10 protein-coding genes are annotated in these 13820 nt (G+C 63.7%); 9 read left to right on the top strand and 1 reads right to left on the bottom strand.

What is annotated here, in order from left to right; translation table 11 throughout:
* The first annotated feature begins 1 nt into the window (after window position 1).
* The 7 genes from fliG to fliM all read left to right on the top strand — a co-directional run bounded on the left by fliG (window position 2) and on the right by fliM (window position 6290).
* On the top strand, window positions 2-1003 hold the full coding sequence (gene fliG / locus L2Y94_RS06010; RefSeq protein ID WP_425602439.1) for a flagellar motor switch protein FliG: 1002 nt from the start codon (window positions 2-4) through the stop codon (window positions 1001-1003).
* A complete protein-coding gene (locus L2Y94_RS06015; protein WP_247373741.1) occupies window positions 1003-1668 on the top strand; it encodes a flagellar assembly protein FliH in 666 nt (221 codons plus the stop codon). Before fliG ends, L2Y94_RS06015 begins: the two co-directional genes overlap by 1 nt.
* Complete coding sequence (gene fliI / locus L2Y94_RS06020; RefSeq protein WP_283248522.1) at window positions 1665-3026, top strand: flagellar protein export ATPase FliI; 1362 nt, start codon at window positions 1665-1667, stop codon at window positions 3024-3026. The genes L2Y94_RS06015 and fliI overlap by 4 nt, the downstream gene beginning before the upstream one ends.
* Window positions 3026-3460, top strand: a complete 435-nt coding sequence (gene fliJ / locus L2Y94_RS06025) for a flagellar export protein FliJ (protein ID WP_247373743.1) — start codon at window positions 3026-3028, stop codon at window positions 3458-3460. Before fliI ends, fliJ begins: the two co-directional genes overlap by 1 nt.
* A gap of 42 nt (window positions 3461-3502) precedes the next feature.
* Window positions 3503-4648 (top strand): flagellar hook-length control protein FliK, encoded by a 1146-nt coding sequence (locus L2Y94_RS06030; RefSeq protein ID WP_247373745.1) that lies wholly within the window; start codon window positions 3503-3505, stop codon window positions 4646-4648.
* Between the two features lie 111 nt (window positions 4649-4759).
* The gene (locus L2Y94_RS06035; RefSeq protein WP_247373747.1) at window positions 4760-5260 is read left to right on the top strand and encodes a flagellar basal body-associated FliL family protein; all 501 of its coding nucleotides are present in this window, start codon (window positions 4760-4762) and stop codon (window positions 5258-5260) included.
* 10 nt (window positions 5261-5270) lie between these two features.
* Window positions 5271-6290, top strand: coding sequence for a flagellar motor switch protein FliM (gene fliM / locus L2Y94_RS06040; protein WP_247373749.1), 1020 nt, complete (start codon window positions 5271-5273; stop codon window positions 6288-6290).
* Window positions 6291-6478: 188 nt separating this feature from the next.
* On the opposite strand, the gene L2Y94_RS06045 is transcribed toward fliM, so the two are convergent.
* Window positions 6479-7060 carry a hypothetical protein gene (locus tag L2Y94_RS06045; RefSeq protein WP_247373751.1) on the bottom strand — a complete coding sequence of 194 codons (582 nt, stop codon included), beginning with the start codon at window positions 7058-7060 and terminating at the stop codon, window positions 6479-6481.
* Between the two features lie 974 nt (window positions 7061-8034).
* Between L2Y94_RS06045 and L2Y94_RS06050 the strand changes: the two genes are divergently transcribed.
* Both L2Y94_RS06050 and L2Y94_RS06055 read left to right on the top strand, forming a co-directional pair.
* A complete protein-coding gene (locus L2Y94_RS06050) occupies window positions 8035-8304 on the top strand; it encodes a hypothetical protein (RefSeq protein ID WP_247373753.1) in 270 nt (89 codons plus the stop codon).
* Window positions 8305-9344: 1040 nt separating this feature from the next.
* Window positions 9345-13790, top strand: coding sequence for an RHS repeat-associated core domain-containing protein (locus L2Y94_RS06055; protein WP_247373755.1), 4446 nt, complete (start codon window positions 9345-9347; stop codon window positions 13788-13790).
* Window positions 13791-13820: the final 30 nt, after the last annotated feature.

The raw sequence follows: 13820 nt of genomic DNA on the forward strand, positions 1-13820 counted from the left end.
CATGAAAGAAGCCCTCACCGGCGCGCAGAAAGCCGCCGTGCTGCTGCTCACGCTGGGCGAAGACGACGCGGCCTCCATCCTCAAGCACCTCGGCGCGCGTGAGGTGCAGGCCGTCGGTACGGCGATGGCGGCGCTGAAAAGCGTCTCGCGTGAGCAGGTGGAGCTGGTGCTCACGCAGTTGCAGGAAGACGCCGGCCAGCACACCGCCATCGGCGTGGGCACCGAGGAGTACATCCGCCGCATCCTGGTCAACGCGCTGGGCGAGAACAAGGCCGGCGGCCTCATCGACCGCATCCTCCTGGGCCGCAGCAGCAAGGGCCTGGAATCGCTCAAGTGGATGGAGAGCCGCGCCATCGCCGAGATGGTGGGCCAGGAGCATCCGCAGATCATCGCGCTGGTGCTGGCGCACCTCGAACCCGACCAGGCCGCCGAAGTGATCGGCTACCTGCCGGCGCGCACGCGCAGCGACGTGGTGATGCGCGTGGCGACGCTCGACGGCGTGCAGCCGCATGCGCTCAACGAGCTGGACGAAATCATGGAGCGCCAGTTCTCCGGCAATTCCAACAAGCTGAAGTCGGCCACCGTCGGCGGCCTCAAGGCCGCGGCGAACATCCTCAACGCCATGGAGACCGCGAAGGAGGCCGAGTTGATGAGCACGATCCGCGGCATCGACTCCGCCCTGGGCGAGCGCATCGAAGAACTCATGTTCGTATTCGACGACCTCGCCGAGATCGACGACCGCAGCATGCAGACGCTGCTGCGCGAAGTGCCGTCGGCGCGCCTCATCACCGCGCTCAAGGGCGCCGATGCGGCCATTCGCGAGAAGATCTTCGCCAACATGTCCAAGCGTGCCGCCGACATGCTGCGCGACGACCTCGAGGTGAAGGGGCCGGTCCGCCTGTCCGAAGTGGATGCGGCGCAGAAGGAAGTGCTGGCCACCGCGCGCCGCCTGGCTGACGCCGGCCAGATCAACCTCGCCGGCGGCGGCGACGAGTTCGTCTGATGAGCCTCACGTCCATCCTTTCCCGCGAACGCGTCGAACGCTTCGAGCGCTGGGAGCTGCCCGTGGTGGGCGCCGCGGAGCCGCAGCCCGCCGACGACGAGCAGGAAGACCAGGGCCCCCAGCGTCCGACCGTGGCCGAGATCGAGGCCATCGAACGCCAGGCCCGCGAAGAGGGTTTCAACGCCGGGCTCGCCGAAGGCCGGGCCATGGCCAAGCGCGAGCTCACCGCCCAGGTCGCGCGCATCGACGCGCTCATCGAGGCCATGCAACGGCCCTTCGCCGACCTGGACCACGAGGTGGCGGCCGATCTCGCCGCGCTGGCGACGGTGATCGCCGAGCGGGTACTGGGCTACGAGATCGCCACGCGCCCGGAGAAGATCGTCGAGGTGGTGCGCCAGGCCGTGGATGCCTTGCCCGCCGCCACGCGCCACCTGAAGATCCATCTGCATCCCGCCGATGCCGCCATCGTGCGCGAGCATCGCTCGTCGCTCGATCACGAAGGCACGGTGATCGACGACGCGGCGCTCGAGCGTGGCGACGTGCGGCTGGAAAGCGAACACTCCCGCCTCGACGCGCGCGTGCGCACGCGCCTTGCCGCCGTGGTCGACAGCGTGCTCGTATCGCCGGTCGAAGGCGACGAACCCGTCGCGGACGACGCGCCGTGAATGCCGAATCGCACCTCGCCGCTCGCAACGCGCATTGGCGCGAGGCGCTGTCGGCGCAGGCGGCCAACGCCGCCCGCGTACGCCCGTTGCAGGCCGAGGGCAAGCTGCGCCGCGTGGTCGGGCTCACGCTGGAGGCCGTCGGTTGCGAGGCGCCCGTGGGTGCGCGCTGCATGGTCGCCGCCGCCGACGGCAAGCAACTGGAAACGGAGGTGGTCGGCTTTTCCGACGGCCGCCTGCTGCTCATGCCCACCGGCGAGATGCATGGCGTGTTGCCGAATGCGCGGGTGACCCCCGTAGCCGCGGTATCGGGCGTCCCCGTGGGCGACTCGCTGCTGGGCCGCGTGATCGGTCCGGACGGCGTGCCGCTGGACGGGCAGGGGCCCTTGCTGGCGCGCGATCGTGCGCCGCTGCGTCGCGATCCGATCAACCCGATGATGCGCCAGCCGATCGACACGCCGCTGGACACGGGCGTGCGCGCGATCAATTCGCTGCTCACCGTGGGCCGTGGCCAGCGTATCGGCCTGTTCGCCGGTTCGGGCGTCGGTAAATCCACGCTCATGGGCATGATGACGCGCTTCACCAACGCCGACGTGGTGGTGGTGGGCCTGATCGGCGAGCGCGGCCGCGAAGTGAAGGAGTTCGTCGACCACACGCTGGGCGAGGAAGGACGCCGTCGCGCCGTGGTGGTCGCCGCCCCGGCCGACGCACCTCCGCTGTCGCGCCTGCGTGGCGCGCAGGTGGCTACGGCCGTGGCCGAGCATTTCCGCGACGAGGGCAAGCGCGTGCTGCTGCTCATGGACTCGCTCACGCGTTACGCCCAGGCGCAACGCGAAATCGCCCTGGCGATCGGCGAGCCGCCCGCGACCAAGGGCTACCCGCCGTCGGTGTTCGCGATGCTGCCGGCCCTGGTCGAGCGCGCGGGCAACGATGCCGAGGGGCGCGGTTCGATCACCGCGTTCTATACCGTGCTCACCGAAGGCGACGATTACCGCCACGACCCCATCGCCGATTCGGCGCGCGCCATCCTCGACGGCCACATCGTGCTCTCGCGCGACATGGCCGAAGCGGGTCATTACCCCGCCATCGACATCGAGGCATCGATCAGCCGCGTGATGCCGGCGGTGGTGAGCAAGGAACACATGCGTTCGGCGCAGCGCTTCCGCCAGGTGTATTCGGCCTATCGCCAGCAGCGCGACCTGATCGCCGTGGGCGCTTACCAGCGCGGCAGCGACCCTCGCACGGACGAGGCCATTGCCCTGTATCCGAAACTGTCGGCCTTCCTCCAGCAGGAAACCGACGAGCCCGTGACCATCGACGAGGCCATCGCCGGCCTCGCCGCCACCACGAGGACCGACTGATGCCTTCGCGCGCCGACCGCCTGCAACCGGTGGTGGACCTCGCCGCCGAAAAGGCCGAGGACGCCACCCGCGCGCTCGCCACGCACCAGCGCGCCCTGGCCGACGCGGAACACCAGCTCTCCGAGCTTCGCCGGTACCGCAACGAATACGCCGAGATGCCCGCGGGCATCGGCGTCGCCGCGTTGCTCAACCGCCAGCAGTTCCTGCAGAAGATCGACATGGCCATCGTGCAGCAGCTGGGCGAGGTGCAGCGCCGCGAGCGCGCGCTCGACGGCGCGCGCGTGGCGTGGAGCGATGCGCGCGGCCGCGCGAAGGCGCTGGATTCGGTCACCACGAAATACCGCGATCAGGAACGCAAGTCGCAGGACCGCCGTGAGCAGGAACAGGCCGACGAGCGTTCCCAGTACCGCCGCACCCCCAGGAATGCGGACTGACGCCCCGTGCGCCGGTCCCACGTACCGCCAGGAATTTCCCCGATGAACAACGCCTCGCTCGTCCTCAACGTCGCCGCGCCGTCGCCTTCGATGGGCCAGGCGCCCGCCGCCCCGTCGAATGACGGTACGTCGGCCGGTCGCGGTTTCGATGCCGCCATGGCGGCAGCGCACGTCGACGCGGGCAAGCCGAACGCGGCGCCCGCGCCGCCGCCGAAGCCCAAGCCGGCCACGTCGCAGGACACGACCCAGGCCAATAGTCCCGACCATGACGCCTCGACGCCCACGCAGGCCAAGGCCTCGGCCACCCCCGACGACGACACCGCGAAGGACGACGACGGCTCCGGCAAGGACGACAAGGCCGACGGCGGCGACACCTCCATCGCCGCCGCGATGCTGGCGCTGATCGGCGTGCCGCCCAAGGCGCAGCCGGCCGCGCCGACGGTGCCCGCCGATGCCGTCGGCGACGCCGCGGACAGCACGGCGACGGCCCTGGGCCTGGGTGGTTTGCCGCCGCTCGGCGCCGACGTCGCGTCGGCCGCGGCGGGTATCAAGGATGGGCTGGTGGATCCGCTCGGTACGGGTGCGAACGCTGCCGTCGCGACGACGCCGGATGCCGCCGCGGCCGCTTCCGTCTTTGCCTCGTTGCTTGCCACCCAGGCTACCGACGCCACGCCCGACAAGAGCGATGCGCGCTCGGCGACCGATCCGTTGCAGGCGTCGCCCATGCCCATGCTGCACAACCCCGCGCCGAACGTCGTCGCGGTGCCTCAGCTGCAGGCCACGCATCCGGCCGCCTCACCGCAGTTCGCGCAGGAGCTGGGCGAACAGATCGCCTGGATGGGCGCCGGCCAGCTCAAGGAAGCGCAGATCAAGCTGCATCCCGAAGAGCTGGGCACGATGGACGTGCGCGTGAACCTCGACGGTGGCAAGGTCAACGTCGCCATCATGGCGCAGCATCCGGCCGCGGTGCACGCCGTGCAGCAGACGCTGTCGCAGCTCGACAGCATGCTCGCGCATCACGGCCTCGAACTGGGCCAGGCGAACGTCGGCCAGCGCCAGGCGGGGCAGGGTGGCGAAGGCGGCGGCTCCGCGCAGGGACAGTCGCAGGGTGGTGACGATTCGGTGTCCGGCGCGCCGGTGGCGGCGACGTCGCGCGTGTCGCGCGGGCTGCTCGACGAAGTCGCCTGATCGGCCGCCCCATCGCGACGAGTCGTCGGCGCGCGTCAAAAAATTATCGCTGCATGCATGGCATGCCGCTTGCTTTAATACCGGCATCCGTAACGAAGAGGTTTTCCCCGCATGGCCGCTGCACCCAAGAACGCCGACGACGCCGCTCCCGCGCCCAAGAAGAAGGGCAAGGCGAAGCTCCTGATCATCGGCGCCATCGTCGTGCTGGCGGCCGGTGGCGCGGGCGCGTTCGTCATGTTGAAGGGTGGCCATGGCAAGGGCGCCGAAAGCGCGGCCGAGGCCGAGAAAGCCAAGCCGGCGTTGTACCTGCAGATGGACCCGGCCTTCGTCGTGAATTTCCAGGACGACACCGCGCTGCGTTTCCTCCAGATCGGCGTCAACGTCATGTCGCACGACCCGGAAGCCATCGCCGCCGTGCGCGAGGCCGATCCGGAAATCCGCAACGCGCTGCTCATGCTGTTTTCGGCGCAGGACGTGAAGACGTTGTCCGACGTGAAGGGCAAGCAGAAGCTGCAGGCGTCGGCCCTGGCGGAGGTACAGCGCATCCTGAAGGGCAAGATCGGCCGCCCGGGCGTGGATGCGGTCTTCTTCACCAGCTTCATCATGCAGTGAGCCAGGGGCGATGAGCGACATCCTCACCCAGGAAGAAATCGACGCCCTGCTGGCGGGCGTGGAAGGCGGTTCGGTCGAGACCGAAATCGACGAGCCGTTGCCGCCCGGGTCGATCCTCGACTACGACTTCACCCAGCAGGACCGCATCGTCCGCGGCCGCCTGCCCACGCTGGAAATGGTCAACGACCGTTTCGCGCGCTACTTCCGCGCCAACCTGTTCAACGTGCTGCGCAAGTCGTGCGAAGTGTCGGTGCTGGGCGTGAAGATGACCAAGTTCAACGAGTACGTGCACTCGCTGGCCGTGCCGAGCAACCTTAACCTCATCCGCATCAAGCCGCTGCGCGGCACGGCGCTGATGGTGTTCGAGCCGCGCCTGGTGTTCACCGTCATCGACAACTTCTTCGGCGGCGACGGCCGCTACCACGCGCGCATCGAGGGTCGCGATTTCACGCCCACCGAAAACCGGGTGATCCAGATCGTGCTCCAGGAAGCCTTCGGCGCCATGGCCGAGGCCTGGGCGCCGGTGCTGAAGATGCAGTTCGATTTCCTCAACTCGGAGATCAACCCGCAGTTCGCCAACATCGTGAGTCCCACGGAAACCGTGGTGGTATCGCGCTTCCATATCGAGCTCGACGGCGGCGGCGGCGAAGTGCACCTCACGCTGCCGTACTCCATGGTGGAACCGATCCGCGAACTGCTCGACGCGGGCGTGCAGAGCGATCGCGCCGAGCGCGACGAGCGCTGGATCCAGAACCTGCACGAGGAAATCCTCGATGCCGAGGTGGAAATCACGTCCATGCTCGCCGAAGCGCGCCTGACCATCGGCGACTTCCTGCATCTGCGCAAGGGCGACGTGATTCCCATCAACATGCCCGACCTCACCACGGTCTTCGCCGAAGACGTACCGATCTTCCGCGGCCGCATGGCCAACTCCAACGGCAACAAGGCGATCCGTTTCGAAACACTGATGCGCCGCAATGCGCAGCGCCCCGCGCCCTTGCCGGTCGAACCCGTGGCCGACCCCGCGTAACCACGCCTGTCTACCGAAGGGGTGGGAGCGGACCCTGTCCGCGAACCCTCATCGCATCCTACTCACGAAAGAGGCCATGCGGTGATCATGCGAGCAGTCAACCGCCCGCAAGGTCATCGCTTGGCCTCTTTCGCTCTAGTCACAGCGAGGGTTCGCGGACACGATCCGCTCCCGCCTCTTGGTAGGCCTCATTCTGGCAGAACCCATCCAAGCATCATCATGTCGATCGCAACATTGGCATAAATAAAGCTAAGCGCTTTGGCAATTCGACTTTTCGACAGCACAGAGAAGACCGGGGCGATACCCAGTAGAAAAATCCAGACGCGATGCGGCACGGCTAGAGCCCAGGGCAGGGATAAATCTGGCAACCACTCCTGCGCCGCGAGGATGGTCACGGCGAGGGAGAACAGCGCGGCGAAGACGGCCAAGGCGATCATCACCCGTTCAGCGATTTGTTTCCAGGCGGCGCGCTTCGTTCGAAAGGCTTCCTGGGGAGCATCGCAAGCTTTTGATTGTTTTGTTTCGTCGTCTTTTCGCTCCTGAGCGGGTGGGATCGTTCCGCATAGCGGACAGGCGAAGTTTTCCCGGACGCGTTCAGGAGCATTCCGGTATTTCCAAGCCGCCGCCTGGGAAAGCAACCACGCTATGGCGCAAATGATGACTACGCCTGTCGAAGAATTGCTGTCCTTTGCAGCTTCCTCCCTGGCCACCGTGAACCATATCCATGTGAGCGTCGCGGCCAGGGCCGCGAATGGTTTATCCGGTTTCACTACATGCTTCCTTGCTCTCGATCGGGCCGATATTCGACCAGCGGGACGAGTGCACGGATGTAGTCGAAAGCCGCTTCTCGCTGTAGTCGACACAAATGAATCACTTCTCGATAGCCCCTAACGGGGATTCGATGAAGTCGCTACCGAAGGGGTGGGAGCCGATCGTATCGGCGATGGGACTTGCGGCATCCTGGCTATCGCCGCCGAAGCGGCTCCCATAAAAGCAGGCTGTCGATTTATTTCTTGTGGGAGCTGCCTTGTCGGCGACTCAACGTCACCGAGCCACAGTATCCCCAACACCATCGGCAACGAAGAACATCTCTCGCCAGCACGCATCCCTACAGACAACCCGCCATCGATTTGATAGGGTTCCCCTCGTTGCCCGCGCTGCTACTCACACGGTGTCGCAGGCAACCATCGCTCGAAGCGGTGAAGAGCGCAGGGCAGAGGTGGTGGAACACCGTCTGCCCTGCTGACCTTATCAACTCCGATAAAGTTGACTTGGCTATGCGAAATAGTACGCGATTCAAACGCCCGCCGCTTCCCCGCGGCAGCACGCTCGACGGTTACCGGACTTTCTGGCCACCTACCAGACGCGGTTGACGAACCGCGGCGTCCGCCGTGTTCACTGCGACTTTTCTCAGCCGTACGACCCGGCGCGTCAGCGCTCGGCCTGAATCCGGCTGACGCCGCACCCCACTTCCCAACCCAAACATTCGGCGTCCGGACACGGGCAGGCCGTCGAGACTCATCGTCTTCGAGCGATGGCTCCGCCCGCGGCACGTCCGTGACACGGCGTGCCGCACCTCGACAGCGTCCCCTTACGTCGCTCCTGCGAAGGCAGGAGCCCAGCGTCTTTCGCTCGTCGACGGCGTGAGGCGCAAGACACTGGATTCCTGCCTTCGCAGGAAAGACGGGTAGGAGGGCGTGCGGATGACTGGGTAAGACACGCTTTTTTTCTCAAGGAATACGCAATGGATGAACGCAAAGAACCCTGGATGCTCGGCAACGGAAGCTATGGCATCATGCCCGACGCCACTACCGACGAACTGCTCAACGACGCGACCGAGTGGTTGCAGTACGCCAAGGGTCTCACTGAACTGCTGAGCGAGATGGTCGGTGACTCGGAGATTCTCGATCGTCGTCGCCTGATGCTCGCCATGGGCGCGGTTGGCGTGCTGACCGACATGGGGATGCAATGCGCTATGCAGGCTCATGCGCGCATGCAGTGGGACAAGGTATAGGTGACCAAGTCCCGTCGACATGGAACGAGCCTATGAGCTTATGTGGCTCGTCTGTCGTGGCTATCCCGTTGGCTGCAACGTGCGGGCGAGCCGATGACGCCTTGTCGCTTGTCCGGATGCAAGGCGCCGGGTCCCTGCTTTCGCAGGGACGACTTGAGGGGTGGGTGGTGAGTAGCGCGGCGCTCCCGGACAAGGCGCCTCAGTGATCGGAGGAGCCGTCGGCTGCTGTCCTCGGAGTGCCTCCGGAGAGAGCGATGGCGGACGAGGACTTAGCGACGAGGGTGGCGCCTCGCCTCGGCGCCCCGGCTTCAAACGACGACGAGAGAGCGTGCCGCACCTCGACAGCACCCGCTTAAACCGTGAGCCACCCATTCCCACACGTCGCCCCTGCGAAGGCAGGGGCCCAGCGTCTTCCGCCCGTCGATGGCGTGAGGTGCAAGACGCCGGATTCCTGTCTCGGCGGGAATGACGGGTAGAGGGCGAGAGGATGACTAGGTAAGACACAACCTTTCTCAAGAAGAACGTAATGGATGAACGTAAAGAACTCTGGGGGATCGTAACGGAAGCTTTGGCCTCCTGCCCGACGTCACCACCGACGAACTGCTCAACGACGCGACCGAGTGGTTGCAATACGCCTAGGGTTTGACCGAGATGATTTGCGACAGCGAAATCTTCGACCGTTGCCGATTGATGCTAGCCGTTGGGGCTATCGGTTTGCTCACGGCTATGGGTACGCAATGCGCCATGCGATCGCACTCATGCATTCAATGGGATAAGGCCTAGAACAAACCTCGTTGCGTAGACGATATGGAGGTCGAAGCCCAAGTAATTCATCTTTCTGCTATGCGTGGATAAATGTTTCCGCGTTTAATTTGCCAATTTTGTATAGGCAATTTCCTGCGTGACGTAGCAACATTGCGCGCCGGACATCATGGCATCTTTTGCTTTGCATTCTCGAGGCAATGTGCTTCGGGATGGGGCGCATTTTCATCGATAGTTTCAGCTTCAGGGGCAATAAATGAAGTGTTTTTTTTCTTCTCTTGCTTTTTCTTCCTTTTTGCGCATGCGCGGAAGATAGCGAGGACGCCTTCTGGATCGTTCCCAATGGTGCAGTTGACGGTCAGTATCCTACGGCGGATGCCGCGTGCCAGGCATATTACGACGGTTACTTGATTCCTTGGTCTCAGGCGGTGAAAGTGCCCGTTGGACCATTGCAGCCCACCCAGGACTATGTGGATAGTCGGGCGCCAAACGCAAAGAGCGCACTGTGTCCCGTCGAAATTTTCTTCGCGCCCGAGCAAGGCGGACCTGTGATGGGCGGAGGCGTCGCGCGCCAGGAGTTGAACTGCAAACAAGGCGCAACATTCAATCCCAACATCGGCAAATGCCAGGCTCCCGACGAAGATCAAGACCAGAACGAGATGGGCGATCCCTCGAATCCCGCGCCGGGTGTGGTGATGACGTGTCGCGGCGATCCGGTCAACACGCCTAGCGGTAACGTTTACGAAGAGACGACGGATTACGTCGGTGGCGACGGCGAACTTGCCTTCCGCCGCTATTACAACAGTACAGACGGTAAGTGGCGTCACAGCTACTCGGCCCGTCTTCTTTCCGATCCGATCACCACGGTCGTTACCTTCGACGACGGAAAAGGCACCGCCTATCCGATGGTCAATGGTCAGCCTTCCATTCCGGAAGGCCACAAGGAACGATTGTCGACCCAGTACAGCCAATGGACTTACACATCGGAAGACAACACGATTCTGACCTTCGACTATCAGGGGCGGCTCAGTGGCGAGCAGACCCCTGACGGCTTAAAGCGAACCCTGACCTACACGCCTTCCGGCACATCGGGTGACACGCTCGTGACCGTGACGGGCGCGAGAGGTCGTGTGTTGACCTTCATCGAAGACGCCAACCATAACGTCAAGTCGATGACTGCGGGTGCCTATTCCGTCACCTACAGCTATAACACCGACGGCATGCTCACGTCGGTAGCCTACAGCGGCCCCAACCTGTCGAAGACCCGCACGTATGCCTACGAGGACGCGCGGAGTCCGCACTGGCTGACCTCGGAATTCAACGAGTCCGGCGTCAAGTTCGGTTCATGGACGTATGACGATCAGGGCAGGGCGCTCGTCGCCACGCAGCCCGACTCGGCGGGCCTCACCTCGTTCAACTATACCGGTCCGAACACGGTGGAGGTCACCGGTCCGCTCGGCAACAAGGTGACCTACCAATACGAAATCAGCCATGGCGCCAAGCGTCCGGTCTCCATCGATGGCGAACCGGCCGTCGGCTGCCCGGCGGGCAACTCCACGTTCCACTACAACGCCTCCGGCTATCCGGACACTGCCACGAGAGTCAACGGCAGTACAACGACCATCGGCTACGACAGTGGCTTCAACGAGACGTCGCGCACGGAAGCCTCCGGTACGTCGGCCCAGCGCACGACGCAGACGACGTGGGACGCCACGCTGCATCTGCCCACCACCCGGTCCTTGCTGGACGCATCGGGTGCACTGGTCCGCAAGCAGTCGTGGCTCTACAACACGCGAGGCCAGACCGTGGCCTCTTGCGTGGCCGATCCTTCGTCGGCGAGCTATGCGTGCGCCGCCAGCGGCACGGCACCGGCGGGCGTGCGCCGCGTGGTGGATACCTACTGTGAGGCCGTCGACTCCACCGCCTGTCCCCTTGTCGGCCTGCGGAAGTCCGAAGATGGCGCGCGCACCGACGTACAGGACGTCACCACGTACGCTTATTACATGACGCCCGACGATTCCGGCTGCGCAAGCTCGGGCGCGTGCCATAAGAAGGGCGACCTTTACCAGACCACGGATGCATTGGGCCACAAGGTCACGATGCTGCGTTATGACGCGGATGGCCGCGTCACCCGCTTCAGCGACGCCAATGGCGTCATCCATGACGCCACGTACGATGCGCTCGGCCGTGTGCTGTCCCAGACGGTGAGGTCCTCGGCCGATGGAACGCCCTCCGCCGGTGATGCGACCCGCCTGTTCGGGTACAACGACGTCGGCGATCTCGTCAGCACGACGGACGCCGACGGCGTGGTGATGACCTTCCAGTACGATGACGCTCGTCGCCTCGTCGGTGTCACGGATGGAGCAGGCAACCGCATCCGGTACACCCTCGACGCCGGTGGTAATCGCACGAAGGAAGAATTCCTCGATGCTTCCGGTGCCGTCCGCAAGTCGGTATCGCGTTCCTTCAATAGCCTGGGTCAACTGCTTTCGGTGCGCGATGCCCTGAATCGTACGGTCCTGTCGTTCGACGCCACCGACGGCTACGACGCCGAAGGCAACCCGCAGCACATCTCGGATGCCAAGGGCGTACAAAAGAAGAACGGCTACGACGCCCTGAGTCGTCTGGTCACCACCATCGACGACTACAACGGTACGAACACGGGGACGGCCAATGCTCAGACCGTCTCGGTGCTGGACGCCAGCGACAACGTGGCCGGCATCAGCGATCCGTCCGGCCTGAACACCGTCTACGACCATAACGGCCTGGGCGACCTGACGGGTATCCACAGTCCAGATACCGGTACCACGACATTCACGGTGGACGCGGCAGGCAACCGGCTCACGAAGACCGATGCCAAGGGCACGGTCACGACCTATGCCTATGACGCATTGAACAGGGTGATCTCCGCGAGCTATGCGGACGCCACCCTCAACGTGGCCTATCACTACGACGAAGCCAACTCGATCACGGGCTGCGCGGCATCGGCACCGGTCGGTCACCTCACGCGGGTGGTCGAGACGGCGGTGACCACCACCTACTGCTACGACGCGCGAGGCAACGTCATCGAGAAGCGCCAGACGCAAGGCGCTATCACGGATACGGTGGCTTACACCTATACCCTTGGCGATCGCGTCGCCACGGAGACCCGGCCGGGCGGAGCGGTGGTGTCCTATGCGCACGATGCGCTGGGACAGGTGAGCGGCGTCAGCATCACTCCGGTCGGCGGCGCGAGTCAGGCGGTCGCCAGCAGCATCACCTGGCTCCCCTTCGGCCCAATCCAGTCATACACCCTCGGTAACGGACAGATCGTCACCCGGACGTACGATGCCAATTACCGGGTCACCGACATCGTCTCCCCGGCGCTGGAACTGCATTTCTCGCTCGACGAGATGGGCAACATCACCGGGGTGAGTGAGTCCAATGGCGGTACGGCCAGTTACCTGTATGACCCGCTTTATCGGCTGACGGCTGTCAATGATGCTGCGGGAACGGCGATCGAGGCTTATTCATACAACGCGACCGGAGATCGGTTGAGCAAGACGGCGCCGGGTTCTTACACGGGCAGCTACACCTACCAAGCCGGCACGCACTGGCTGGCCAGCGTGGGTACGGCGACCCTAACCTATGATCTCAACGGCAATACGACCGGAAGCTCGATGGCCGGAACGATTTGGGGCTACACCTACAACGGTCGAAACCGAATGACTGCGGTCACGCAGAACGGCACGACCGTGGGTACCTACGTCTACAACGCCATGAATGAGCGGGTATCCAAGAGCCACGGCTCGATGACGACTCGTTTTGTCTACGATCAGGTGAGCCAGCTGGTTTCCGAGGCATCAGGGTCAACGCGACGTGAGTACATTGCTGTTGCTGGCGTCCCACTGGCCGTGGCCGATGAGGCATCGCTTGGCTTCATCACGGCGGATGGACTGGGCTCACCTCGTGCCGTCACGTCATCGACGGGAGTTGTCGTCTGGAACTGGCCGTATGCGACCAACCCATTTGGTGAGAACCGCCCGGTTTCGAGCACGGGTTACGTCCTGAACCTTCGGCTGCCGGGCCAGTACGCTGATGGGGAGGCAGGACTGAAATACAACCTCAACCGTAGCTTCGATGCGGCGACAGGCCGATATCTCCAGAGCGACCCAATTGGTTTGGTAGCCGGAAGTAGCACGTATAGCTATGCCAAAAGCTCTCCTTTGAAATGGTTCGATCCGACTGGACTAGATGTGGCTGTAGTCGTTGACAACAATGCAGTCGACATCTTGGGGAAAAGAGCAGGCCACACGGGGCTTCTGATCGGTAACGACCAGACTGGGTGGGATTACTACGTCAAGGAAGGCATAGTAAATGGGGTTCAGGAAGATACGAAAGCTTCGTACGGTACGCTTGATGATTTTTTTGGAAGTGCCAACGGCCTCCGGTATACGAGCGGAACATTGTTTAGTACGTCATCGTCAGCTGATATAGCAATGCGATCTTGGGCTGATTCGCGGCTACACGATCCGTACAGCGCAGCACGGAATAATTGCGCTGATTTCGTCTATGACACCCTCGAAGCGGGAAGTGTTCCCGTGTACAAGCCTCACCTGCTTCCTTCGATACCAAATGACATACTTGATCCCAGCGGAAGTCACGTGGACTGGAACAATGTGAAGAGCAAGGGGCTATATCCGTCGCACTGGAACCCGGATACCTTCAAACAGGACTATTGGTGAAAGCATGAGCAGTAAACGGAAATTCGCGAT

The organism is Luteibacter aegosomatis, assembly GCF_023078455.1.
GTDB lineage: Bacteria > Pseudomonadota > Gammaproteobacteria > Xanthomonadales > Rhodanobacteraceae > Luteibacter > Luteibacter aegosomatis.

Coding starts and splice junctions, on each gene's coding strand:
- fliM (WP_247373749.1), top strand. CDS start 5,271: ATGAGCGACATCCTCACCCAGGAAGAAATCGACGCCCTGCTGGCGGGC.
- L2Y94_RS06030 (WP_247373745.1), top strand. CDS start 3,503: ATGAACAACGCCTCGCTCGTCCTCAACGTCGCCGCGCCGTCGCCTTCG.
- L2Y94_RS06015 (WP_247373741.1), top strand. CDS start 1,003: ATGAGCCTCACGTCCATCCTTTCCCGCGAACGCGTCGAACGCTTCGAG.
- fliG (WP_425602439.1), top strand. CDS start 2: ATGAAAGAAGCCCTCACCGGCGCGCAGAAAGCCGCCGTGCTGCTGCTC.
- L2Y94_RS06050 (WP_247373753.1), top strand. CDS start 8,035: ATGGATGAACGCAAAGAACCCTGGATGCTCGGCAACGGAAGCTATGGC.
- fliJ (WP_247373743.1), top strand. CDS start 3,026: ATGCCTTCGCGCGCCGACCGCCTGCAACCGGTGGTGGACCTCGCCGCC.
- L2Y94_RS06035 (WP_247373747.1), top strand. CDS start 4,760: ATGGCCGCTGCACCCAAGAACGCCGACGACGCCGCTCCCGCGCCCAAG.